The organism is Aurantimonas sp., assembly GCF_964217435.1.
GTDB classification, from domain to species: domain Bacteria; phylum Pseudomonadota; class Alphaproteobacteria; order Rhizobiales; family Rhizobiaceae; genus Aurantimonas; species Aurantimonas coralicida.
In genome coordinates this window covers 158,893-180,148 of sequence record NZ_CAXPJM010000008.1, presented here as the reverse complement: position 1 = coordinate 180,148, position 21,256 = coordinate 158,893, and the positions used below count along the sequence as shown (strand labels likewise).

Here is a 21,256-nt window from a genome sequence, read left to right as displayed (position 1 = left end):
CGCGTCGCGATACCGATGCGGGGCCGGCCTGGCTGGATACCGGGCCTGCGGGCTGGCCGCGGCGCGGCTCAGCCGATGGCGCGGACGTAGGACGGCAGTCCCCGCGGGACGTTCGTGCATCCATGGAAGACGCGGACGTCCACGCGCGGATCGTCCTGCGCGTATTCGTAGTCGATCCCCAGCATGTTCATCACACTGGCCGGATGGCGAAAGTCGCCCGCCATGGCCGCCTTGCAATGATCCACCAGGATCGTCGAGCGTGCCTGTAACATCGTCTGCCTCCAAGCGTGTCTGCCTGTCGATGATGCCCACACCCGCCTCACTAGCCGATGAAGATTGTTGGTGGCTGGAGTGTGAAGGGTGCGAAAACAATCATACGTCCGGATCCGCTTTGCGGCTGTGCCCTTCCCGCCGCAACCGGCGCGAAAACCGTCCCGGGGCGCGGGCAAACGCCGCTGCACGGGCCATGGGCGTCCCGCATCTCCTTGACCGGAGAGCAACCATCCGGCACGCGGTGATGCCACGACGACGTTCGAAACCGGCATTGCCGGCGAACGGATAGAACCGGGCATGCAGACCGCACGCTCTGCATCGCCCTTCCAGCGGGTCACGGCCTGCCGACATTGATGGTGCCGACATGGCCGAAACCGAACGCTCCCATGCGCCCAATGTGCGATGGCAAACCTTCGATCTCGACAAGCAGCGCCGTGCGGCCGCCATGGGGCAGACGCCGGCGGTGATCTGGTTCACGGGGCTCTCCGGCGCCGGCAAGTCGACGATCGCCAATCTGGTGGAGAAGAGCCTCTTTGCGCGCGGCCGGCACACCTATCTTCTGGACGGCGACAATCTGCGCCACGGCCTCAACCGCGACCTGGGCTTCTCCGAGGCCGATCGCGTCGAGAACATTCGCCGCGTGGCGGAGGCGGCACGCCTGTTCGTCGATGCCGGCCTGATCGTCCTCGCCTCCTTCATCTCGCCCTATCGGTCGGACCGCAGGATGGCGCGCAGCCTGTTCGAGGATGGCGAATTCATCGAGGTCTTCGTGGACACCCCACTGGAGATCGCCGAGCAGCGGGACCCGAAAGGCCTCTACAAGCGCGCCCGCGCCGGGCTGATCAAGGATTTCACCGGCATCGACAGCCCTTATGAGGCACCCGAGCAGGCGGAGATCCGGCTGGAGGCAGGAACACGAGAACCGGACGTTCTGGCCGACCAGATCATGCGCTATCTCGAAACCCACGGATATCTCGCCCCCCGCTAACGAGGCGGGTGATGCGGAGGTCATCCAAGGACCGGACAATCCACGATCTGAAGGTTGAAGTCACCGCGAGGTGTCGGGCAAGGTCGAGGTTCGTGGACACGTCGAAATACGGGCACATTTATTCGCGCCCGGCGAATACGTCACCCTGGCCTGCCACTGGTGGCCTCAGAGCGGATCGAAGAATCGCATGACGACAGAACCGGGAAACACTCCCAACTCCCCCGTTTGTTTCATGCATATCGGCAAAGTGGGTGGCCATTCCATATCGCAGGAGCTTCTGAGCCGGTTTGACCTGTCAGAGGCGGTCAATGCGTCCCCCGAACAGTTCGACAATTTCACGCCCGAGACTTTTGCCGGCAAACGTCTGGTGATCGGCCACTACGCATACAATCACACGCTCCTCCTTCCCCCGAGCCGGTTCCTGTTCTCGATTGTTCGCGAACCGGTCGACCGGGTATTGTCCAACTACTGGTTTCTGCGCGCCCACGCGGACGTGGAGGACACCCGCGCGCAGAAGATGATCGACCTTGCACGCCGATGGCCCATCGAGGAGTTCGTCCGGATCGATGACCCCGCCGTTCGGCAGGTCGCGGACAATCATCAAACCTGCTTCTTCGCGCATGACTGGCGCCATAGCGATCCTGTGACCGAACAGGATTTCAGTCTGGCGATGGCACATCTCGACGATTTCGACCTGATCGGCGTGCATGCCGCCTACGACGATTCGATGCAGATGCTCTGCACGATGCTGGACTGGCTTCCATGGCCAAGTGACAACCGCTTCAACACGACAGCGAGCCGCGTGGCGACGGACGCCCTCAGTCCCACGGTCAGGAGGCAGTTGGAGGAGCTCAACCGGTTCGACGTCGCTCTGTACCAGGAAGTCCATCGCCGCTTCTGCGCAAAACGCAGCAACTTGCTGCGTACGATGGCAAGGCAGGCTTGGCGCAAACGCCGGGAAGCTGTCGGGAAGGCTCCAGAGACGGCGTTGCCGACGGCTGTCGAACTCCACGGCAGTCAAACCGTCGAGGGGGACAACTGGCATGTCCGCCAGATCCAGAACGGCAGCTATGCACGCTGGCTAGGTCCTGCCACAGAGACGCGGCTGTTCACCGCGATCGCCGCATCGCCATGCTACGACGTCGAGATTCATCTCGTCGGCTGGATCGACAGGGAAACGCTCGACAGCCTCACCGTGGCGATGACCGGCTGGGATTGCGAAGAGACAGGCTATCATGTGTCGATGGAGGACATGCGTGCTGTCAAACGTTGGCGATTGCGGGCGACGGACACTGCCAAGGCCGGCCCCTTGCTGGAACTGGATATCGACGCGCTGCGCACCGGACGCCTCTCCGATCACGGCGTCGAGAGCACCCATGATCTGATCGCATCGGTCGCGGTAAGCTGCGTCAAGATTTCAGCTGTTTCCGAGGCAGAAGCAACGGCATTCGCCAGCGGTCAGGATCAGGCGTCCGCGACCGTATCCGACGATGTCATCGCCAAAGGTGTCTCGCTGCTGCACGGGGCCGCTGGCAAGGTTTCCAAGATCGTCGCTGCGGAACGGCTATTCCGTTCCGCCGTCGAGGACGATCCGGAGTCCGTGACCGCTCACGTCTGGCTCGGTGAGGCATTGTGCTACCAGGGACGCTCGCCAGAAGCAGTCGGGATTTTCGAGACGGCGTTGGCGCTCGAAAAGGCGTCGGCGACGGTTCAGCTCGACGAGCGGACACGGGCGCATCTGCTTGAGCGACTCGGTGAAGGGCTGATCCTTGCCGAGACGCGTCTGGACGATGCCCGCGCCTATCTGACCGAGTCAGTCAGGCTTGCGCCGGTGACGGAAGCCGAGAGCCACCGCCTGAACGGTGCCGCCTACATGCTCGACGGACTCACACGGCTGGATTCATCGGCGCCGAAGCGCAAAATCGCGCGGTGGCCCGTACAAAACGCCGCATTCCAGGACCTCGATGAGGTCGCACGGCAGTTTGCGGACAATACGAAGGCTGCGGGCACCCGCCCGATCGGCCGCGACACGAGAGTCGTGACCCTCGGTTCATGCTTTGCCGGCAACATTGCCATCGCATTGAAGGATCGAGGCGTCGAGACGACTGCACTCGGCCTCGGCGAACTGATCAACAGCACGTTCGCGAACCGCGCCCTGATCGAATGGGTGAACAATGATCGGCTCGATCGCTACAGCCCGGAAACCATAGAGACGCTGAAAGTCTATTTCGGCGCATCCCCGGACACGCTCCGCGCGACACTGACGAGTGCGAACACCATCATTTACACGCTCGGCGTGGCACCGGGTTTCTTCGACAAGCGCACCGGCCTTTTCCACCTCACCCAGGCTGGCAAGAACACGCTGCACCTGCTCAAAACGAACGATTTCAGAACCACGACCGTGGAAGAGAACGCCGACAACATCGAGGCGGTGATCGCAGGCTTGCGTCGGTGCAATCCCAACATCAACATCGTTTTCACCGTATCGCCGGTGCCGCTCTACTCGACCTTCGAGTACGATTCAGCGATTATTGCCGACTGCGTGTCCAAATCTGTGCTGCGGGCTGCAATTGATGTCGTTTTGAAGCGGGCACATGCAGGCGTCAACTACTGGCCGGCTTTCGAGATGGTGCGATGGGTCGGCGCATACCACCCAAATCTCTTCGGAGAAGAGGACGGCACGACGCGGCACGTGTCCGAGCGCGCGGTTTCAGCCATCGTCAACGGCTTCATCCACGCTTTTGGCGACGAAGCGTTGAAACAGTAAGGCGTATTGTCGGTGGTTCTGGCGACCCCGGCAGGATTCGAACCTGCGACCATCGGCTTAGAAGGCCGGTGCTCTATCCTCTGAGCTACGGGGCCGTAGGCGACCTGGCACCGGGACGGACGGTTCGACCGTCAGTGCGTCCAGGGCTGGCGCCGGTCATAGCGGAAATTGTCCGCATAGGCGATCTTCGGGCGCCGCGTTTCCTTCGGCTCCTCGACCCGGTACGGAATGTCGTTGCGCTCGGCGTATTCGACGGCCTGCTCGCGGGTCTCGAAGGAGAGTCTGAGCTGGGAGAGCATGTCGCCGGACGAGGTATAGCCCATCAGGGGCTCGACGCGCTTGGGCTGCTCGGGTTCGTAGACCAGCATCCAATCGCGCGTCTTCGCCTTGCCCGACTGCATGGCGGTACGGGTCGGACGATAGATTCTCGCAACCATCTGGGCCTCGTCGGCGGCGGCGCGGCTTCGCCACGCCCGTGTCAAAAACCGGTGTCCGTCGACCATTGGTCGGAGCGGCAGGATTCGAACCTGCGACCCTCTGGTCCCAAACCAGATGCGCTACCAGGCTGCGCTACGCTCCGGACACTGGTGACGTGCCTGTCGATGCGGGGTTTGGCGGGCAATGGTCGGGAAGTCAAGGCTGCGGAATGATCGGGTGACGAAGTCGGTCGCCGGCGACCACGCCGAAGCGGGCCGCGGCGCCGCCATTCAGCTCCAGAACGTATTTCACCGGCGCCCCGGACGGGATCGTCTCGAGCGACAGCGGCTGGGCGTTGGTCTTCACCCGCTTCACCACCCCGTCCGGATCGATGAACAGCATGTCGAGGGGAATCAGCGTGTTCTTCATCCACATGGCGACCGGACGGGTCTCGTCGAACTCGAACAGCATGCCCTGGTCCGCCGGCATCGATTCGCGGTTCATCAGGCCGGTGGCGCGAGTCTCCGGTGTCTGCGCCAGTTCGACCTTGATGGCATGGCTGCCGGTCGCCGTCTCCAGCGTCGCCGTCGACAGGCCGTTGCCCGCCGCCGCGTAATAGGCCGCCCCGATGACGGCCGCCGCCGCAAAGCCGGCCGCCAGGATCGCGCGTCTCATTGCCATCGGATCTGCCTCAACTCAGTGGGACGGCGGCTGGACGGGACCCGTCCCGGGATGGATCTCCGCCGCCATGCGTCCCTTGTCGCCCTGCCCGAAACGCACCAGCACGTCCTGGCCGGGCCGCAGCTCGGTCATGCCGAAACGGCGCAGGGTTTCCATGTGGATGAAGATGTCCTCGGTCCCCTCGCCGGTCGTCAGGAATCCGTAGCCCTTGGTCCGGTTGAACCATTTCACCACGGCCGAGACGAGGTCGCCGCTGGCGGTGACGACCGAATGGGTGCGCGGGGCCGGCAGCTGCGAGGGATGGACGGCGGTGGACTGGTCCATCGACAGGACCCGGAACGCCTGCAGGCCGCGCTCGCCCTGCTGCACCTCGCAGACGACGCGGGCGCCCTCGAGCGCCGTCGCATGGCCGTCTCGCCGCAGGCAGGTGACATGAAGCAGAATATCCGCGCCCCCGTCGTCGGGCACGATGAAGCCGAAGCCCTTCGAGACGTCGAACCATTTGATATGGCCCGAGACGACGGACAGGCCGACATCCGCAGTGTCGGACCGACCGGCCCGGTCCTCGGCGTTTTCAGATATTCTGTCCGGCATTCGGGGTTCCGCCTGTACTTCCGCCATCCGAATCGCAATGGCCGAACTTAGCATCAATGAGCCCGACCGGGGCAAGGCCACCGGCGGGCTTTTCCAAGGATATGCCGGTTGTCGCCCAGACATGGCGGCGTTCTATTGCCGCGACGACAGCAACGACGGCGCCGGCTGCGGCCACCAACTAACGCCGTCTGCGATGCCGCTCCGACAGACGTATCGCTGCCATGGACGGCCGGCAGCGCCCTGCCCGATCCGGGACCGAACCCGTGTCCCGTCGTCGCTTTTTCTGCGCCGCAAGGGTTGGCTCACCGGTCAAACACGCTACCATCGGCGCCATCACCACAAGAGAGGCAAGACCGAATGCGCTATCTGCACACGATGGTTCGCGTCGGCGACGTGGACGCGTCGCTCGACTTCTACTGCAACAAGCTGGGAATGGTGGAAACCCGCCGTGTCGAGAGCGAAAAGGGTCGCTTCACCCTGATCTTCCTCGCCGGGCAGGAAGACATGCCGGGCGCCAAGGAGACCCGTGCGCCGCTTCTGGAACTCACCCACAACTGGGACCCCGAGGAATATTCCGGCGGGCGCAATTTCGGCCATCTCGCCTATGAGGTCGACGACATCTACGCCACCTGCCAGGATCTGATGGACAAGGGCGTCACCATCAACCGCCCGCCCCGCGACGGTTACATGGCCTTCATCAAGTCGCCCGACAACATCTCGATCGAGTTGCTGCAGAAGGGCGAGGCCAAGGAGCCCGCGGAGCCGTGGGCCTCGATGCAGAACACCGGCAGCTGGTAAGCTTCCACCGGGACATGCGGCGACCATCGTGCCGCCGCATTCCCACCATAGACGGCAGAGCGTTATTGAGAGACAATGCTTTCGCCGTGCACGACCTGACGCTTGGTAAGATCATCGAGACTGTCAGTGGCGACACATGGTGGGGACCATGGAGACGCGGCAGGATGGCCGGGTCGTTGCAGGACTGACGTGGCGGGTTCGCGAACACGCTGCCGAGAGGGGAAACGATTGAAAACTGACCGCCCGGGCCACCGCCGCCTTGCGATGACGCCGCATCTCCTGGTGCTGGCGCTTCTGTCGACCGCGCCGATCCTGTCGGGATGCGTCTCCGCCATCGACGATACCTCGGCCTTCGGATTTGCCGGCACCGCTACGGCGCCCGAAACCGAAGACGCGGCTGCCGTCGATGTCGCGGCTGCATCCGAAGCCGACGCCGGGACGTCAGCGACCGGCGAAGCCCAGGGCACGGAGGCTGCGAGCGCAGCGGCCGATACCAATGCGCCGGCGACCGAGACGGCCGAAGCACAGACGCCGCCGCCCGCCATTGCCGACATGCCGGCCACCTCCCCGCTGATTCCGACCGGCAGCGAGAACAAGGCCATGGTCGCCTATGCGACCGAGGCATCGACCAGTGGCGCGGCAGGCCGTTCCTCCGACCGTTCGCTGTTTTCCTCGCTCTTCGCCCGCTCGGAAGCCCGCACGCCCATCGCCAATGTCGACAAGGGCAAGTCGCGGCGCGTCGTCCTGCAGCGCGAGGGCGCGGCGGCCGGCACCGACGCACTGCCCGGCGTGGACCCCTCCTCGCTGTTCGAGATCGGCCAGCGCGCCTCGGCCGACGAGGACATGATCGAGGACGTGGAGACCTCCTACCGGGTCGCCTCCCTGTCGACCGGCATGGCCCGGCTCGCACCGAACGGCCTGATGGTTCAGCGCGAAAGCGTCGAGACCTCCTGCTTCCCGTCGAACCTCGTGCGCATCCTGCGCAGCGTCGAGCGGCGCTACGGCACCAAGGTGATCGTCACCTCCGGCTATCGCAGCCCGACCCACAACAAGCGGGTCAACGGCGCGCGCCGCTCCCAGCACATGGGCTGCAAGGCCGCCGACATCATCATCCCCGGCGCCGACAACATGGCCGTTGCCGCCTATGTGCGCTCGCTGCCGGGCCGCGGTGGCGTCGGCACCTATTGTCACACCAAGGCGATCCACGTCGATGTCGGGCACAAGCGCGACTGGAACTGGTCCTGCCGCGGCCGCAAATAGCCAACCCACTGGTTCCATAGGTGGATCGGCGCACCGGCCAAGGCCGGCGTGGCCAGCTTTCCGGTCCTCGCCGACCGGCAAAGGGCAGAATTCCGGCCTGTCGCAAAAACTTCTCGCAACAGCGAAAAACCCCTTTTCCGGCTCTTGCGGTCGCCGGAGACTCACCGTATACACGCCGTCGCTGCGCCCATCGTCTATCGGTTAGGACGCCACCCTTTCACGGTGGAGAGAGGGGTTCGATTCCCCTTGGGCGTACCATTCCCCCTTTGAATCGCCTGCCACATGGCAGGCCCCATCCAGCGCCTCCGGCGTGTGTTCGCGACCTCTATGTCAGGCCGCTGACAGCTGGCCTGCGGATCGCAACGAACGTGCCGCGTCCGGCCGTCACCCGGATGCCGTTAGCCTGGCGCAAGCGACGTGACGAGCGCATGGCGGCCAGCAACCGATCAGTGCCCTCAACGCTCCCGTATCATTCAGCGCGACCGGCGCCCCGCTTTCCGAATCCCCACTCACACAGTCATCTGTCCTTCGCGCGCGCCAACTGGTCCGCTGCGGCGGCGCTGGCGAACGGATTGACGTAGAGCCGGTCATGGCTCTCCACGCCGACATCAAGGACACAATCCTCCTTCGGGCGCGCCACGCAGAGCAGCACGTAGCCCGCCTCCGACTGGCGCCGGTTCAGCGCCGTGCCATTCGGCTGACGGACCGAGCCGGAGATCAACCGGGCGGCGCAGGTGATGCAGCCGCCATAGCGGCAGCCGATCGGCAGGACATGGCCGGCCGCCTCGACGGCGTCGATGATCGGCTCGTCCTCGCCCACCGAAAAGGCCAGCCCGCCGCGATTGCGCAATGTGACCATGTGCCTGCGCATGCCGGCGCTCCCGCAAAACGCCGCATCCGGCCTCGCCGGACGCGGATGACCGCCGCCCGTCAGACCCAGATGTCCGACGAGCAGTCGCCGCCTGGATAGCGGGTTTCGTGGGCGCGGGCCGGTCCGTGCGGTTCGTCGTTGAAATCGATGATGAAATCGTCGCGGATCGTCATGCCGCCCTTATCGGTGTCGCAGTCCACGATCAGCATAATCCCGCCCTTCTCCTTCATCGACGGATAGAACTGGTTGTCCCAGGTCGAGAAGAGCGACGTCGTCACGTAGAGCCGCTTGCCGTCGAGCGACAGCTGGATCATCTGCGGCGCGCCGTCCACCGTGCGGCCGTTCACCTCCGGCGCCTTGCCCAGCATCCCGCCGATCCAGACCTGGCCGGTCAGTTTCGGGTTTGCCGGGTCGGAGACGTCGTACTGCCTGAGGTCGCCATGCAGCCAGTTCGAGAAATAGAGAAACCGGTCGTCCATCGACACCAGGATGTCGGTGATCAGGCTGGGCATGGGAACCGGGAAGCCTTCAACATCCACGGTGGGCACGTCGATGACTTTCTCGATTTCGATCGTGCCGTTGTCCTTGTGGTAGTGGAAGATGTTCGAGGCCAGCGCCGCCCCGACGAAGCCGTGCGTGCTGTCGGGGTTGTGGTGGAACCGCGCCTCCAGCGGGATCATGCCCTCCGCGCCCAGATCGATGCTCTGCTCGACCCGGCGATTCGCGAAATCCCAGAAATGCACATGCTGGCCGTATTTGCCGCGCGCCACGTCCTCGAGATCAAATCCCGGCATGAAGGTGTTGGGCGACGCCCATTCGGTCGAGATCATCATGTTGTGGCGCGGCTGGTACCAGAAGTCGTAATTGTACCGCATCTCGCCGAGATCCTCCTCCCAGCGCCCGATGATGTTGAAATCCTTGTCTAGATGCAGGAAGCCGCCCGGCCCGTTGCCCTCGGCGTCACCGAGCATCGACACGATGATGTCGGCACCAAGGCAATGCACCGTGTGCGGCGCCGAGAGGTTCGTCTTCGCCTTGATCTCGCTTCCGTCGATCGTCTTGAACAGCGTCGGCCGGCGCGGATCGGTGGCGGTGTCGACGATGTAGAAATTCGTCGTGCGCACGCCCGGAATGATCAGGTACTTGCGCTCCATGCTGCCGTCGGTGTTGCAGGAGGAGCAGGCATTCCAGCCCATGTGGTGGAGTTCGTCCCCGACATTCGGCATTTCGGTCCGGTGGATCACCTCGCCATAGGTCGCACTGTCTGGGTCGACGTCGATGGTGGCCAGATAGTCGGGCTTCTCGATCCCGGTCCCGGTGTAGATGCAGATCGTGTAGACGACCGTTTCGCGCGGCGCCTTCATCGCCTCCTGCGGCGATGCATAGCCCGGACCTGCGCAGCAGCTCCCATTGGTCTTGGACATGAATTCCTCCCTTGGCTCTGGCGTGGTGATGCGTGTCCCTATGCTTGCGTCCGCTTCGAGAGCGGGAGCTTCCGATCCCGCGAATGGATGATGTTGCCGCACCGAACTGCGGCCCTGTCCCTTGGGAAAAGCAAGTTCGAGATGTAACCGAGGGATCTGCGGTGCGGCGAGACGTGGATGGGACGCGCGGCGGTCAGGCGATGCGCGTGTGGGTCCGGCACGGCGGTTCGCCGGCGATCCGCGGAAATCAGCGACAGACGGAAGATCCCGGCGCGTCGCGGACTGTTTGCTCCCTGAACCCGGACAGGCGCCCGGCCGCAGCCCGTCATGGCGGCGGCGTCCAGCGTGGTCACGAGGCGGTCCAGATACACCGGCATGGCTCACGATCCGAGTTCCTGCCGCCATCCTGAGCACTCTTGACCGGTTCGCACAACGACAGAATCGGCGGCCCGGCCCCGGAACCGGCTGCGAACTCGGGCGCCAGGTTGTCGCCGGGACGGCGAGCCCCTGCCCTGCGCGATCCCGAACACCTCGCCTCGCGGTGTCCGAACGGCAAAGGCCCCGCTGACCCGAGGGTCGCGAGGCAAATGCGCGGAGGTCTGTAGGACTGGGTCTAGAGGCGGTACAGGATCTGGTCGTTCCAGAAGCGGTCCAGCCGCTGCAGCGAACGGTTCATCTTCTGGAATTCCTGCTCGTCGAGGCCACCGACCTTGTCGATCGAGCCGATATGACGGTCATAGAGCTCGGCGACGATCGCGGCGACTTCCCGGCCCGTGTCGGTCAGCGACACCTTCACCGCGCGGCGGTCGACCCGCGACTTCTGGTGGTTGATGAAGCCGAGATCGACCAGCTTCTTCAGATTGTAGGAGACGTTGGAGCCGAGATAGAAGCCGCGGGTGCGCAGCTCGCCGGCGGTCAGCACCGAGTCGCCGATGTTGAAGAGCAGCAGCGCCTGGACCGCGTTGATGTCGGTGCGGCTGTTGCGGTCGAACTCGTCCTTGATGACGTCCAGCAGGCGGCGGTGCAGCCGCTCGACCAGCTGCAGCGTCTCCAGGTAAAGCGACTTCAGTTCATCCTTCGGACCGACCTGCGGGGCGGCGTCTGCCTTCATCTGAGCGTTCATAGTAGTCTCCGCTGTTGAGCTGATGGATGTTCTCTATCGACCCCATCTTGAGACCCAACATAGGCAGCGCATCTAAAATTCGACTTAAACCGCAGGCTTAATGCGCCCTTACACTTGCGCATCCAAAGTCTTGATTAACAAGACCTATCCCCGATCTGAACAATTCCTTTCGGCCTCCCGGCAGGCCACGGAGGCGGGGTATGGAGGCCACCTCAATAGCCGCGCAGGCGCCGCCGTTCGTACAGCCCGACGGCGCGGATCACCGCCAGCATGCCGAGCCCCCACAGATGGAAGCCGAGCCACAGGAGGTTGGGGCCGAACAGTTCGGGAAAGCCGAGATGCATCACCGCTTCGATCAGGGCGATGAGCACCCAGACGACAGCGCCCCAGCCGACCGTCAGCCACAGGCCGATCCCGGCGACGGGATAGAGCACCGCCAGCGCCGGTGCGGCGATCTTCCACCACAGCGGCATCAGGTCGAAGCGGTTGAGCGGCCCCTCGTCGATGCCGACGAGCCGGATCCAGTAGCCGACGCCGGCGACGAACATCACGATGGCCGCCAGGCGGTAGAGCCAGACCGCCAGCGCGCGATTGAACGCTTCGGCCTTGGCGCGCTGGGCAAATCCCTTGATCACGAGGCTCCACCTTCCGGACCGTTCGGCGCCCTTGCCGCCTTGCATGCGGTCGCGCGGGGAGACATGGCGTGCGGCTGACCGCATGCGGGCCGGGCGAGCGCCCGACGCGCCGGAACCTACGGTGGACGCGAAGAGCGCGTCAATCTTGAAGTCGCGGCGCCGAGGGCATACGCAGAAGCCGACCGCGCGGCGATCGGCCCCGCGCATGATGGACGCCGTCCTCGCCTCTCCATGAAAGGCGCGGGACGGAGGCGCCCGACAGACAGATAGGATGCTGCCGCATGACACGGACCGGCGATTCTGGAGTTTCGATCACCACGCGGATCGATGCGGCGACGGCAGGCCTGCGGATGCGGCGGCTGCGCCAGTCCGACTGGTCGCGCCGGCTGGTGCGCGAGACCAATCTGACCGCCGACGATCTGATCTGGCCGATCTTCGTGCGCGAAGGCGGCGGCGCGCCGGAACCGGTGCCATCCATGCCCGAGGTCTTCCGCCTCTCGGTCGAGGGCTGCGTCGAGGCCGCCAGGCGGGCGCGGGATCTGGGCATCCCGGTCGTCGCGCTGTTTCCCTATACCGATGCCGACAAGCGCGACGAACGTGGCAGCGAGGCCTTCAACGAGGGCAATCTCGTCTGCCGGGCAAGCCGGGCGATCAAGGCCGCCGTGCCGGAGGTCGGCATCCTCTGCGACGTCGCGCTCGATCCGTATACCTCCCACGGCCACGACGGCATCATGGAGGGCGACCGGATCCTCAACGACGAGACCGTCGAGGCGCTGTGCCGACAGGCCGTCGTGCAGGCCGAGGCCGGCTGCGACATCATCGGCCCCTCCGACATGATGGACGGGCGGGTCGCCTGCATCCGCCAGGCGCTCGACGAGGTCGGCCATCGTGACACGCTGATCATGTCCTATGCGGCGAAATACGCATCGGCCTTCTACGGCCCGTTCCGCGACGCGGTCGGCTCCGGCGGTATGCTGAAGGGTGACAAGCGCACCTATCAGATGGACTACGGCAACAGCGACGAGGCCGTGCGCGAGGCCGCACAGGACATCGCCGAGGGCGCCGACATGATCATGGTCAAGCCCGGCATGCCCTATCTCGACATCGTCTCGCGGCTGTCGCGCGAATTCGGCGTTCCGACCTTCGCCTACCAGACCTCCGGCGAGTACGCGATGATCATGGCGGCGGCCGGCAATGGCTGGCTCGATGGCGAGCGGGCGATGATCGAGAGCCTGACCGCGTTCAAGCGGGCCGGTGCGTCCGGCATCCTCAGCTACTTCTCGCCGACCATCGCCGCGCGCATGCCCCGCCGCTGACGGGCCGCGCGCGCCTCGCACGAAAGGCGCCCCTGCGGCACCGGCGTTGCACGCGGCCGTGATCGTCACCATCTGGAGGACGACAGGAAACCGCGACGAAGGACAGCCCGTGTACGACGACACCATGACCCGGACGGCCGAAACGCGCGCGACGGATCTCGACGCGCCGCGGCTCTATGATGGCGTGCGCACCCGGCGGATGATGTCCTTCGTGGTCGATTACGCGCTGGTGCTGCTTCTGTCGGTGCCGGCGGCCATCGTCGTCTTCATCCTCGGCATCGTCTCCTTCGGCCTCGCCTGGGGCCTCTACGCGATCCTCCTGCCGGTGATCGCCATCATCTACATCGCCTTCACCATGGGCGGCACGAAGCAGGCCACGCCGGGCATGCGGGTGGCCGGCCTGCGTGTCGCGCGGCTCGACGGCGCAAGGGTCGACCCCACGCTGGCGGTCCTGCACGGCGTCCTGTTCTGGGCCTCCGTCTCGGTCCTGACGCCCTTCGTCCTGCTGGTTGCCCTGTTCACCCGCCGCAAGCAGCTGCTGCACGACCTCTTGCTCGGAACCGCGGTCGTCCGCGACCGCTGAACCTGCGACCTTCCTGCGCGGACGCCCTCGCCGTCCGCCCTCTCTCCGCTGCTGATCGCGCCGAACTCCGCTTCGGCCGATCCTGTTCGATCGACCCCACGGGTTGCCATTCGCCGCCACGACACGGATAAGGTCAGGCGGACAACGGAACGCGGCGGTTTATGGATTCGCTACACGTCTGGGTCACTTACCTTTTCATCCTGGTGAGTGTGATCGGGTATTCGCTGGAACGCTGGCCGATCGAGGCCGTGGCCGCGGCATCTCTCAGTGCATTCCTGCTGTTCTTCGCCCTGTTCCCCTATCGGGACGCGGCCGGCTTCGCGGTCACCAGCGGCGACCTGCTCGCCGGCTTCGCCAATCCCGCACTGATCACCGTTCTGGCGTTGCTGATCGTCGGCCAGGGCCTCTTCGCCACCGATGCCATGGCGCAGCCAACGCAATTGCTGTCGCGGATCGGCGGCACGGCCGGCGCCGGTGCCATCGCCGTGGTCCTGCTCACGGCCGCCGTCCTGTCGGCCTTCCTCAATAACACGCCGGTGGTGGTGATCTTCATCCCCATCCTCACCATGCTGGCGACCCAGCGCGGCATCTCGCCCTCGCGGGTGTTCATGCCGCTGTCCTTCCTGTCGATCCTCGGCGGCGTCACGACGCTGATCGGCTCGTCCACCAACCTCCTTGTGGCGGGCGTCGCGGCCCGCTCGGGCATCACCCTCGACTTCTTCGACTTCACCATACCGGGCCTCGCCATCGCCGTGGTCGGCGGCATCTACGTGATCAAGGTAATGCCGCGCATCCTCACCCCGCGCGAAGGCCCGCAGGGCCGCGTCGTCGATGCCGGCGGCAAGCAGTTCCTCGGCGAGATCGACATTACCGAGGAGCACGCCTTCGTCGGCAGCACGGCGCGGGCCGGCCTGTTCACCGATCTCGGCGATCTGATGCCGCGGATGATCCTGCGCGACGACGAGACCTTCCTGCCGCCCTTCGACGGGGTCTCGCTGCAGCCCGGCGACCGGCTGATCGTCACGGCGACGCGCCGGGCCTTCTCCAAGGCGCTGGCGGCCGGCAATCTGACCATCAAGACCCTCGACCCGTCCGGCTACTCGGCCGAACAGCGCAAGATCGGGCCGGACATGGTGATGGCCGAGGCAGTGGTGGCGCCGGGCTCGCGCTATGCCGGCCGCACGATGCAGTTCTCCGGCCTGCGCACCCAGTTCGGGATCACCCTCTTCGGCCTGCAGCGCAAGAGCCGCATGGCCCGCTCGGCGCTCTCGGAAATTCGGCTCGAGCCCGGCGACACGCTGCTGCTGTGCGGCCGCGAGGCGGCGATCTCGTCGCTCAAGGGCAACCACGATCTGCTGCTGCTGGAATACAGCGCCCAGGCGATCCCGCAGAGCACCAAGGCCAAGCTCGCCGTCGCGATCTTTCTCGGCATCATCGCCGGCTCGGCCACCGGCCTCTTGCCCATCGACGTCCTCGCCGTGACCGGTGCGGTGCTGATGGTCGCCACCGGCTGCCTCACGGTAGGCGAAGCCGCGCGTTCGGTCGATCGCTCGATCTTCATGCTGGTGGGCGCGGCGATCGCCGCGGCGACGGCGCTGGAGCGCACCGGCGGCGCCGCCATGATCGCCGAAGGCACGGTCGCCGCGCTGGACGGCCAGTCTCCGACGATCATTCTCTCGGCGCTGTTCCTCGTCATCGCGATCATGACGAACTTCCTGTCGAACAACGCCACCGCCGTGCTGTTCACGCCCATCGCGCTCGACATCGCCAACCGGCTGGGCGCGCCGCCGCAGGCCTTTCTCGCCTGCGTCATCTTCGCCGCCAACGCATCCTTCGCCACACCGATCGGCTACCAGACGAATCTCATGGTCATGGGCCCGGGACGCTATCGTTTCGTCGACTTCGCCAAGGCCGGTGTTCCCCTCGTGATTCTGGTGTGGTTAACATTTTCGATCGTGGGCCCATGGTATTATTCGTTGTGAGACGGGAGGCTCGGCCGTGACGGTCCATCATCCGCAGACGCCGCAATTCTTCCTCACGTCGCCCTCGCCCTGCCCCTATCTGCCGGGGCAGTCCGAGCGGAAGGTGTTCACCCATCTGACCGGCGAGCGCGCGCCCTCGCTGCTCGATCTCCTCAGCCAGGGCGGTTTCCGCCGCAGCCAGAATATCGCCTACCGACCCGCCTGCGAGCGCTGCCGCGCCTGCGTGTCGGTGCGCATCCTGGTGGACGAGTTCCAGCCGACGCGCTCCATGCGCCGTGTCGCGACCCGCAACCGCGACCTGATCGGCCGGATGGACCAGGCCGAACCGTCGAGCGAGCAATATTCGCTCTTCCGGCGCTATCTCGACCACCGCCACGCCGAGGGCGGCATGGCCGAGATGAGCGTTCTCGACTACGCCATGATGGTCGAGGACAGCCAGGTCGATACGCGGCTGGTGCAGTACCGCCGACGCGGCGCGGATTCGGCCTTCAGCCCGCATTCCGACGGCGAACTGGTCGCGGTCGCGCTCAGCGACGTCATGGCCGACGGCGTGTCGATGGTCTATTCGTTCTTCGAGCCCGACGAGAGCGAGCGCAGCCTCGGCACCTTCATGATCCTCGACCATATCGAGCGCGCCCGGAAGCTCGGCCTGCCCTATCTCTATCTCGGCTACTGGGTGAACGGCTCGCGCAAGATGGACTACAAGATCCGCTTCCGCCCGCAGGAACACCTGCTGCCCAAGGGCTGGGAACGCTACGAAGGCTGAGGCCGGACGTCGCGCCGGTTGCCATGCTGGGTCCGGCACGATAGCCGGTCAGGGTAACTTACCAATCGCAGGTTCCCATGTCCGCCGTCTCGTCCCAGACCGAAGCCGCCGCTTCGGCCCAGTCCTATGGCCAGGGCCTTGCCATCGTCGGCATCGGCGGGCTGGTCCTGTCCTTCGACATTCCGCTGATCCGCATGTCGGAGAGCGCTTTCTGGACCGTGCTGGCGGTCCGCGGTCTGCTAACCGGCCTCGCCGTGCTGCTGATCTGGCAGGTCGACCGGATGCGCAATCCGCGCGGCCAGAAGCTGATCGCCGGCTGGACCGGCCTTTTGATCGTCGCGGTCTTCTCGGTAGCGGCCACCACCTTCGTCTTCGCCGTCTTCAACACCAGCGCGGCGAATGTCGTCTTCATCCTCGCCTTCAACCCGATGTTCGCGGCGATCCTGTCTTGGTGGCTGATCGGCGAGCGTCCGCCGCTGGCCACCGTGCTGGCGATCCCCGCGACGCTCTTCGGCGTGCTCCTGATCATCGGCGCGGGCTTCGAGACCGGCAACTGGACGGGCGACCTCTCGGCGCTGGCAACCGCCTTCCTGATCGCCCTCGCGCTGACCCTGTCGCGGCGCTCGCGCACCGACATGCGCTACACCGCAGCGCTCGGCGGTCTGCTGCCGGCCATCATCGCCCTGCCCTTCGTCGCCGGTGAAGGGCTCCATTCCGATGCGATCATCTGGCTGATCCTGAATGGCGGCGTGCTGATCCCCGTCGCCATGATCTGCCTGGCGATCGGGCCGATGTTCGTACCCGCCCCGGTCGTCTCCATGGCCTTCCTGATCGAGACCGTGCTGGCCCCGGTCTGGGTCTGGCTGATCTTCGGCGAGCAACCGGTCGATCTGGCGATGGCAGGCGGCGGGGTGGTGATCGCGACGCTGGTCGCCCATTCGATCGCCGAGCTGCGGCGGGTGCGCGGTCAGCGGCGGCGCCTTGCCGGGCCTAACCGCGCCGACTGAGGCGCTGGGAGCTTCGCGCGTCGCCTCGCCCGCATGCCGGGCAAGGCCGATGGCTAGCCGTCGAAGCGGTTGGTCTTGGGGAAGCCCTTCGGCACCAGCCGGCCGGCTTGGGCGCGGTCGCCGCGCCATTCCAGGAGCTCGGTCTCCGAGCGGGTAAAGCTGCGGCCGGCAGAATCCGTCCAGGTCAGCCCGTCCGCCATGGCGAAGACGCGGGCATCCGACAGGCCCCCATCCTTGTAGCGCTGCAGCCGCACGCCCTTGCCGCGGGTCATCTGCGGCACCTGCACGAGCGGGAAGACCAGCAGCTTGCGGTTCTCGCCGACGATGGCCACGTGGTCGCCTGCGCCGACCGGCGCGGCCAGCGCGAGCTTGGTCTTGCCGGCAACGTTCATCAGCTGCTTGCCCTTGCGGGTATTGGCCAGCATGTCGGCCTCGCTGGCGACGAAGCCATTGCCGTCGGAGGAGACCAGCAGGCGGCGGCGCTCGGGATCGGCGACGAAGGCCAGCGCGATGTCCTGATCGTCCTCGAGCTCGAAGGCCAGCCGGATCGGCTCGCCCTGCCCGCGCCCGCCCGGCAGCTTGTCGGCGCCATGGGTGAAGGCGCGACCGCCGGTCGACAGGAACAGCAGCTTGTCCGTGGTCATGGCATGGAAGGCGAGCTGCAGCCCGTCACCCTCGCGGAAGGCCAGCGAGGAGAAGTCGGCCAGATGGCCCTTCATGCCGCGCAGGAAGCCCTTCTTCGACAGGACGACCGTGATCGGCTCCTTCTCGATCAGCGCCACCGTGATGTCGTCGAGCGCCCGGTTCGGCGCGTCGGCGAACAGGGTGCGGCGACGACCGATCTTGGTCTTCTTCGAATAGGTCTCGCGGACCTCGCGTACTTCGGCGGCAATGCCCGCCCACTGGCGTTCGTCCGAAGCCAGCAGCGCTTCCTTCTCGGCCTTTTCCTCGGTCAGCGTGTCGAACTCGCGCTTGAGCTCGAATTCCTCCAGCTTGCGCAGGGAGCGCAGCCGCATGTTGAGGATCGCCTCGGCCTGGGTGTCGGTCAGCTCGAAGGTCCGCATCAGGACGGCCTTGGGCTCGTCCTCCTCGCGGATGATCCGGATCACCTCGTCGAGGTTCAGGAAAGCGATCAGATAGCCGGAGAGGATCTCCAGCCGCCGCTCGATCTGCGCCAGCCGGAAGCGCGAGCGCCGCACCAGCACCTCGCGCTGATGCGCCAGCCATTCGGCCAGAACGTCCTTGAGCGACATGACCCGGGGCACCTTGCCGCCGGACAGGACGTTCATGTTGAGCGGAATGCGCGATTCCAGATCGGTCAGCCGGAACAGCGATTCCATCAGCAGCTCGGGATCGACCGTGCGGCTCTTCGGCTCGATCACGATGCGCACGTCCTCGGCCGATTCGTCGCGGATGTCGCCGAGCAGCGGCAGCTTGCGGGCCAGAAGCAGCTCGGCGATCTTCTCGATCAGACGCGACTTCTGGACCTGATACGGAATCTCGGTGACGACGACCACGTAGCCGCCGCGGCCCTGGTCCTCGGTCTCCCAGCGCGCCCGCACCCGGAACGAGCCGCGCCCGGTGTCGTAGGCCTCGCGGATCTGCGCCTGGTTGTCGACGATGACGCCGCCGGTCGGCAGATCCGGCCCCTGCACGAAGCGCAGCAGCGCGTCGGTGGTGGCGTCCGGGTTCTCGATCAGCTTGAGCGCCGCGTCGCAGAGCTCGGCCGCGTTGTGCGGCGGGATCGACGTGGCCATGCCGACGGCAATGCCCGACGAGCCGTTGGCGAGGAGGTTCGGGAACGCGCCCGGCAGGACGATCGGTTCCTCTTCCTCCTCGTTGTAGGTCTTCTTGAAGTCGACCGCGTCCTCGTCGATTCCGCGCAGCAGCAGCGTCGCGACATCGGTCATCCGCGCTTCGGTGTAGCGCATGGCCGCCGGGCTATCGCCGTCGATATTGCCGAAATTGCCCTGCCCGTCGATCAGCGGGTAGCGGATGGCGAAATCCTGCGAGAGCCGGACCAGGGCATCGTAGATCGACGCGTCGCCATGCGGGTGGAACTTGCCCATCACGTCGCCGACGATGCGGGCGCATTTCTTGTAGCCCTGGCCGGGATCGAGCCGCAGGATGCGCATGGCATGGACGATGCGCCGATGCACCGGCTTCAGGCCGTCGCGCACATCCGGCAGCGCCCGGCCCATGATGGTCGACAGCGCATAGGCAAGGTAGCGCTCTTCCAGCGCTGCCTTCAGATCGATCGGTTCGATGTCGCCGCCACCAGCCGGCGGTTCGGTAGCCTTGCCCATGCGGTTTCCTCTAGGCCATGCACCGGATGGGAACAACACCGGAACGGGCTTATCCCGAACTTTGTCGGCGCCGGCCAGACGGGCAAATGCCGCATGCCGCCGCGCCCCCCTTTAACGGCGAAGCGACTTGGCCATATGTGTCGCGCAGGGCACGACGACCGGGCACCGGACGGATCGGCTCACCGGCTTCCAGCGAAAGGTTTTCCCATGCGCGCCACGACAGGCATTTCCGCAGCCGCGACAGCCGTGCTGCTTCTCTCCTCGACCTCGGCCTTCGCGGTCGATGCGCAGGCCTTCGGCGAGCGCCTGAAGACGCTCGTGCAGAACGGCGAGCATTCGATGTCCTATTCGAGCGCCGAAGCCGACGGCGAGAACGTCATCCTGAAGGACGTCTCCTTCGGCAAGGATTCCGATGTCGGCGACCTGACCTTCGAGAACGTCGCCGGGTCGACGCCCGAGGGCTGGACGGTCGAGCGCCTGGCCTTTCCCGAGCTCGACCAGACGGAAGACGGCAAGCGCGCCCGGATCAGCGATGTCAGCATCGAGGGCCTGATGCTCGCCGGCACCGATACGGCCAACGCCCCTGCCGCCATGAAGCTCTCCAGCTTCTTTTTCGACAAGGCGACGATCGGCAGCATCAACCTCGCAAGGGACGGCAAGACCGTCTTCGAACTCTCCGACGCGTCGATGGAAAACGAGGTCGGCGACAGCGGCAGCCTGGCCACCGAGGTCAATGTCGGCGCCTTCACCGCCGACCTGACGACGGGCGACTCGCCCGAGGCGACCCAGGCCATCCGCGACGTCGGCTACGAGACCATCAGCGGCTCGCTGAACGGTTCGGCGAACTGGGAGCCCGAGAGCGGCCTCCTGGAGCTCAACCCCTTCCTGCTGTCGGTCGAGGACGCGGGCGAGCTGTCCTTCACCTACGCGATCTCGGGCTACACGACGGCCTTCGCGGATTCGCTGTCGCAGCTGCAGGAGCAGATGGCGAGCAATCCCGACAACCAGCAGGCCACCGGCATGGCGGTGATGGGTCTGATCTCGCAGCTGTCGCTGAACTCGGCCGACATCACCTTCACCGACGAATCCCTCACCGGCAAGCTGCTCGACTATTACGCCACGGAGAACGGCCAGAGCCGCGAGGAGCTGGTGCAGAACCTGACGGCGATGCTGCCGGCGGTGCTCGGCTATCTGCAGAACCCGGAGTTCCAGGAAGAGGTCACCGGCGCCGTGACGACATTCCTCAACGATCCGCAGGCCCTGTCGATCACCATCGCGCCGGAGAACCCCATCGCCGCCACCCAGATCATGGGCGCCGCGATGGGCGCGCCGCAGACCCTGCCGAAGGTCCTGTCGCTCACCGTCGATGCCAACGCCGACGCGAAATAACCCGCCGATCCCGGCGGTTCGAACGACAAAGGCCCCGTGCTGGACGCACGGGGCCTTTTTTCATGGCCGTTCGAAG

The 21,256-nt window shown here is 65.6% G+C and carries 19 protein-coding genes and 3 tRNA genes; 11 read left to right on the top strand and 11 right to left on the bottom strand.

The genetic code is table 11. The annotated features are described in order from the left end of the window. Nucleotides 1-68: 68 nt before the first annotated feature. On the bottom strand, nucleotides 69-272 hold the full coding sequence (locus ACEQX1_RS04140) for a hypothetical protein (RefSeq protein ID WP_024350553.1): 204 nt from the start codon (nucleotides 270-272) through the stop codon (nucleotides 69-71). A gap of 365 nt (nucleotides 273-637) precedes the next feature. Between ACEQX1_RS04140 and cysC the strand changes: the two genes are divergently transcribed. Together cysC and ACEQX1_RS04130 are read left to right on the top strand one after the other, a co-directional pair. Next, the gene (gene cysC / locus ACEQX1_RS04135; RefSeq protein WP_187391821.1) at nucleotides 638-1,261 is read left to right on the top strand and encodes an adenylyl-sulfate kinase; all 624 of its coding nucleotides are present in this window, start codon (nucleotides 638-640) and stop codon (nucleotides 1,259-1,261) included. Nucleotides 1,262-1,448: 187 nt separating this feature from the next. Beyond that, entirely contained in the window at nucleotides 1,449-4,028 is a 2,580-nt protein-coding gene (locus ACEQX1_RS04130) for a GSCFA domain-containing protein (protein ID WP_370196107.1), read from the top strand. Nucleotides 4,029-4,047: 19 nt separating this feature from the next. Here the strand turns inward: ACEQX1_RS04130 and ACEQX1_RS04125 are convergent. The 5 genes from ACEQX1_RS04125 to ACEQX1_RS04105 form a co-directional block, all read right to left on the bottom strand. Then, nucleotides 4,048-4,123: transfer RNA gene (locus ACEQX1_RS04125), tRNA-Arg, on the bottom strand. Nucleotides 4,124-4,159: 36 nt separating this feature from the next. Continuing rightward, nucleotides 4,160-4,465, bottom strand: a complete 306-nt coding sequence (locus ACEQX1_RS04120) for an ETC complex I subunit (protein WP_024350550.1) — start codon at nucleotides 4,463-4,465, stop codon at nucleotides 4,160-4,162. Between the two features lie 66 nt (nucleotides 4,466-4,531). After that, nucleotides 4,532-4,608: transfer RNA gene (locus tag ACEQX1_RS04115), tRNA-Pro, on the bottom strand. A gap of 53 nt (nucleotides 4,609-4,661) precedes the next feature. Continuing rightward, entirely contained in the window at nucleotides 4,662-5,126 is a 465-nt protein-coding gene (locus tag ACEQX1_RS04110) for a DUF192 domain-containing protein (RefSeq protein WP_370195053.1), read from the bottom strand. 15 nt (nucleotides 5,127-5,141) lie between these two features. Beyond that, nucleotides 5,142-5,720: a cold-shock protein gene (locus tag ACEQX1_RS04105; protein ID WP_370196531.1), complete on the bottom strand. Its 579-nt coding sequence runs from the start codon at nucleotides 5,718-5,720 to the stop codon at nucleotides 5,142-5,144. Nucleotides 5,721-6,077: 357 nt separating this feature from the next. On the opposite strand from ACEQX1_RS04105, the gene ACEQX1_RS04100 reads away from it, so the two are divergent. The 3 genes from ACEQX1_RS04100 to ACEQX1_RS04090 all read left to right on the top strand — a co-directional run bounded on the left by ACEQX1_RS04100 (nucleotide 6,078) and on the right by ACEQX1_RS04090 (nucleotide 8,036). Beyond that, on the top strand, nucleotides 6,078-6,518 hold the full coding sequence (locus tag ACEQX1_RS04100) for a VOC family protein (RefSeq protein WP_370196530.1): 441 nt from the start codon (nucleotides 6,078-6,080) through the stop codon (nucleotides 6,516-6,518). A 228-nt stretch (nucleotides 6,519-6,746) separates the two neighbouring features. Further along, the gene (locus ACEQX1_RS04095) at nucleotides 6,747-7,778 is read left to right on the top strand and encodes a YcbK family protein (protein WP_370195047.1); all 1,032 of its coding nucleotides are present in this window, start codon (nucleotides 6,747-6,749) and stop codon (nucleotides 7,776-7,778) included. Between the two features lie 183 nt (nucleotides 7,779-7,961). After that, nucleotides 7,962-8,036, top strand: a tRNA-Glu gene (locus tag ACEQX1_RS04090). 259 nt (nucleotides 8,037-8,295) lie between these two features. Here ACEQX1_RS04090 and ACEQX1_RS04085 read toward each other — a convergent pair. The 4 genes from ACEQX1_RS04085 to ACEQX1_RS04070 form a co-directional block, all read right to left on the bottom strand. Continuing rightward, the gene (locus tag ACEQX1_RS04085; RefSeq protein WP_370195046.1) at nucleotides 8,296-8,649 is read right to left on the bottom strand and encodes a 2Fe-2S iron-sulfur cluster-binding protein; all 354 of its coding nucleotides are present in this window, start codon (nucleotides 8,647-8,649) and stop codon (nucleotides 8,296-8,298) included. Between the two features lie 59 nt (nucleotides 8,650-8,708). Then, nucleotides 8,709-10,073 (bottom strand): selenium-binding family protein, encoded by a 1,365-nt coding sequence (locus ACEQX1_RS04080; protein WP_370195044.1) that lies wholly within the window; start codon nucleotides 10,071-10,073, stop codon nucleotides 8,709-8,711. Between the two features lie 613 nt (nucleotides 10,074-10,686). Further along, entirely contained in the window at nucleotides 10,687-11,184 is a 498-nt protein-coding gene (ldtR, locus tag ACEQX1_RS04075; protein WP_370195042.1) for a transcriptional regulator LdtR, read from the bottom strand. Nucleotides 11,185-11,408: 224 nt separating this feature from the next. Further along, on the bottom strand, nucleotides 11,409-11,831 hold the full coding sequence (locus ACEQX1_RS04070; RefSeq protein ID WP_024350543.1) for a DUF6163 family protein: 423 nt from the start codon (nucleotides 11,829-11,831) through the stop codon (nucleotides 11,409-11,411). Between the two features lie 281 nt (nucleotides 11,832-12,112). On the opposite strand from ACEQX1_RS04070, the gene hemB reads away from it, so the two are divergent. From hemB to ACEQX1_RS04045, 5 genes are all read left to right on the top strand, one after another. Further along, nucleotides 12,113-13,147: a porphobilinogen synthase gene (gene hemB, locus ACEQX1_RS04065; RefSeq protein WP_187391828.1), complete on the top strand. Its 1,035-nt coding sequence runs from the start codon at nucleotides 12,113-12,115 to the stop codon at nucleotides 13,145-13,147. Between the two features lie 109 nt (nucleotides 13,148-13,256). Next, entirely contained in the window at nucleotides 13,257-13,730 is a 474-nt protein-coding gene (locus ACEQX1_RS04060) for an RDD family protein (protein ID WP_370195039.1), read from the top strand. Nucleotides 13,731-13,891: 161 nt separating this feature from the next. Beyond that, complete coding sequence (locus tag ACEQX1_RS04055) at nucleotides 13,892-15,712, top strand: SLC13 family permease (protein ID WP_024350540.1); 1,821 nt, start codon at nucleotides 13,892-13,894, stop codon at nucleotides 15,710-15,712. A gap of 16 nt (nucleotides 15,713-15,728) precedes the next feature. Next, nucleotides 15,729-16,478: an arginyltransferase gene (locus tag ACEQX1_RS04050; RefSeq protein WP_024350539.1), complete on the top strand. Its 750-nt coding sequence runs from the start codon at nucleotides 15,729-15,731 to the stop codon at nucleotides 16,476-16,478. Between the two features lie 77 nt (nucleotides 16,479-16,555). After that, complete coding sequence (locus ACEQX1_RS04045) at nucleotides 16,556-17,485, top strand: DMT family transporter (protein WP_370193713.1); 930 nt, start codon at nucleotides 16,556-16,558, stop codon at nucleotides 17,483-17,485. A 53-nt stretch (nucleotides 17,486-17,538) separates the two neighbouring features. Here ACEQX1_RS04045 and parC read toward each other — a convergent pair whose 3' ends face one another. Continuing rightward, on the bottom strand, nucleotides 17,539-19,791 hold the full coding sequence (gene parC, locus ACEQX1_RS04040) for a DNA topoisomerase IV subunit A (RefSeq protein ID WP_188076852.1): 2,253 nt from the start codon (nucleotides 19,789-19,791) through the stop codon (nucleotides 17,539-17,541). Between the two features lie 207 nt (nucleotides 19,792-19,998). Here parC and ACEQX1_RS04035 point away from each other — a divergent pair, with 207 nt between their 5' ends. Continuing rightward, entirely contained in the window at nucleotides 19,999-21,180 is a 1,182-nt protein-coding gene (locus ACEQX1_RS04035) for a hypothetical protein (RefSeq protein WP_370193714.1), read from the top strand. The last annotated feature ends 76 nt before the right edge of the window (nucleotides 21,181-21,256 follow it).

What these genes read in the sequence shown, in the direction of transcription:
- ACEQX1_RS04140 (WP_024350553.1), bottom strand. Translation starts at nt 272, where the DNA reads ATGTTACAGGCACGCTCGACGATCCTGGTGGATCATTGCAAGGCGGCC.
- cysC (WP_187391821.1), top strand. Translation starts at nt 638, where the DNA reads ATGGCCGAAACCGAACGCTCCCATGCGCCCAATGTGCGATGGCAAACC.
- ACEQX1_RS04130 (WP_370196107.1), top strand. Translation starts at nt 1,449, where the DNA reads ATGACGACAGAACCGGGAAACACTCCCAACTCCCCCGTTTGTTTCATG.
- ACEQX1_RS04120 (WP_024350550.1), bottom strand. Translation starts at nt 4,465, where the DNA reads ATGGTTGCGAGAATCTATCGTCCGACCCGTACCGCCATGCAGTCGGGC.
- ACEQX1_RS04110 (WP_370195053.1), bottom strand. Translation starts at nt 5,126, where the DNA reads ATGGCAATGAGACGCGCGATCCTGGCGGCCGGCTTTGCGGCGGCGGCC.
- ACEQX1_RS04105 (WP_370196531.1), bottom strand. Translation starts at nt 5,720, where the DNA reads ATGCCGGACAGAATATCTGAAAACGCCGAGGACCGGGCCGGTCGGTCC.
- ACEQX1_RS04100 (WP_370196530.1), top strand. Translation starts at nt 6,078, where the DNA reads ATGCGCTATCTGCACACGATGGTTCGCGTCGGCGACGTGGACGCGTCG.
- ACEQX1_RS04085 (WP_370195046.1), bottom strand. Translation starts at nt 8,649, where the DNA reads ATGCGCAGGCACATGGTCACATTGCGCAATCGCGGCGGGCTGGCCTTT.
- ACEQX1_RS04080 (WP_370195044.1), bottom strand. Translation starts at nt 10,073, where the DNA reads ATGTCCAAGACCAATGGGAGCTGCTGCGCAGGTCCGGGCTATGCATCG.
- ldtR (WP_370195042.1), bottom strand. Translation starts at nt 11,184, where the DNA reads ATGAAGGCAGACGCCGCCCCGCAGGTCGGTCCGAAGGATGAACTGAAG.
- hemB (WP_187391828.1), top strand. Translation starts at nt 12,113, where the DNA reads ATGACACGGACCGGCGATTCTGGAGTTTCGATCACCACGCGGATCGAT.
- ACEQX1_RS04055 (WP_024350540.1), top strand. Translation starts at nt 13,892, where the DNA reads ATGGATTCGCTACACGTCTGGGTCACTTACCTTTTCATCCTGGTGAGT.
- ACEQX1_RS04045 (WP_370193713.1), top strand. Translation starts at nt 16,556, where the DNA reads ATGTCCGCCGTCTCGTCCCAGACCGAAGCCGCCGCTTCGGCCCAGTCC.
- parC (WP_188076852.1), bottom strand. Translation starts at nt 19,791, where the DNA reads ATGGGCAAGGCTACCGAACCGCCGGCTGGTGGCGGCGACATCGAACCG.
- ACEQX1_RS04035 (WP_370193714.1), top strand. Translation starts at nt 19,999, where the DNA reads ATGCGCGCCACGACAGGCATTTCCGCAGCCGCGACAGCCGTGCTGCTT.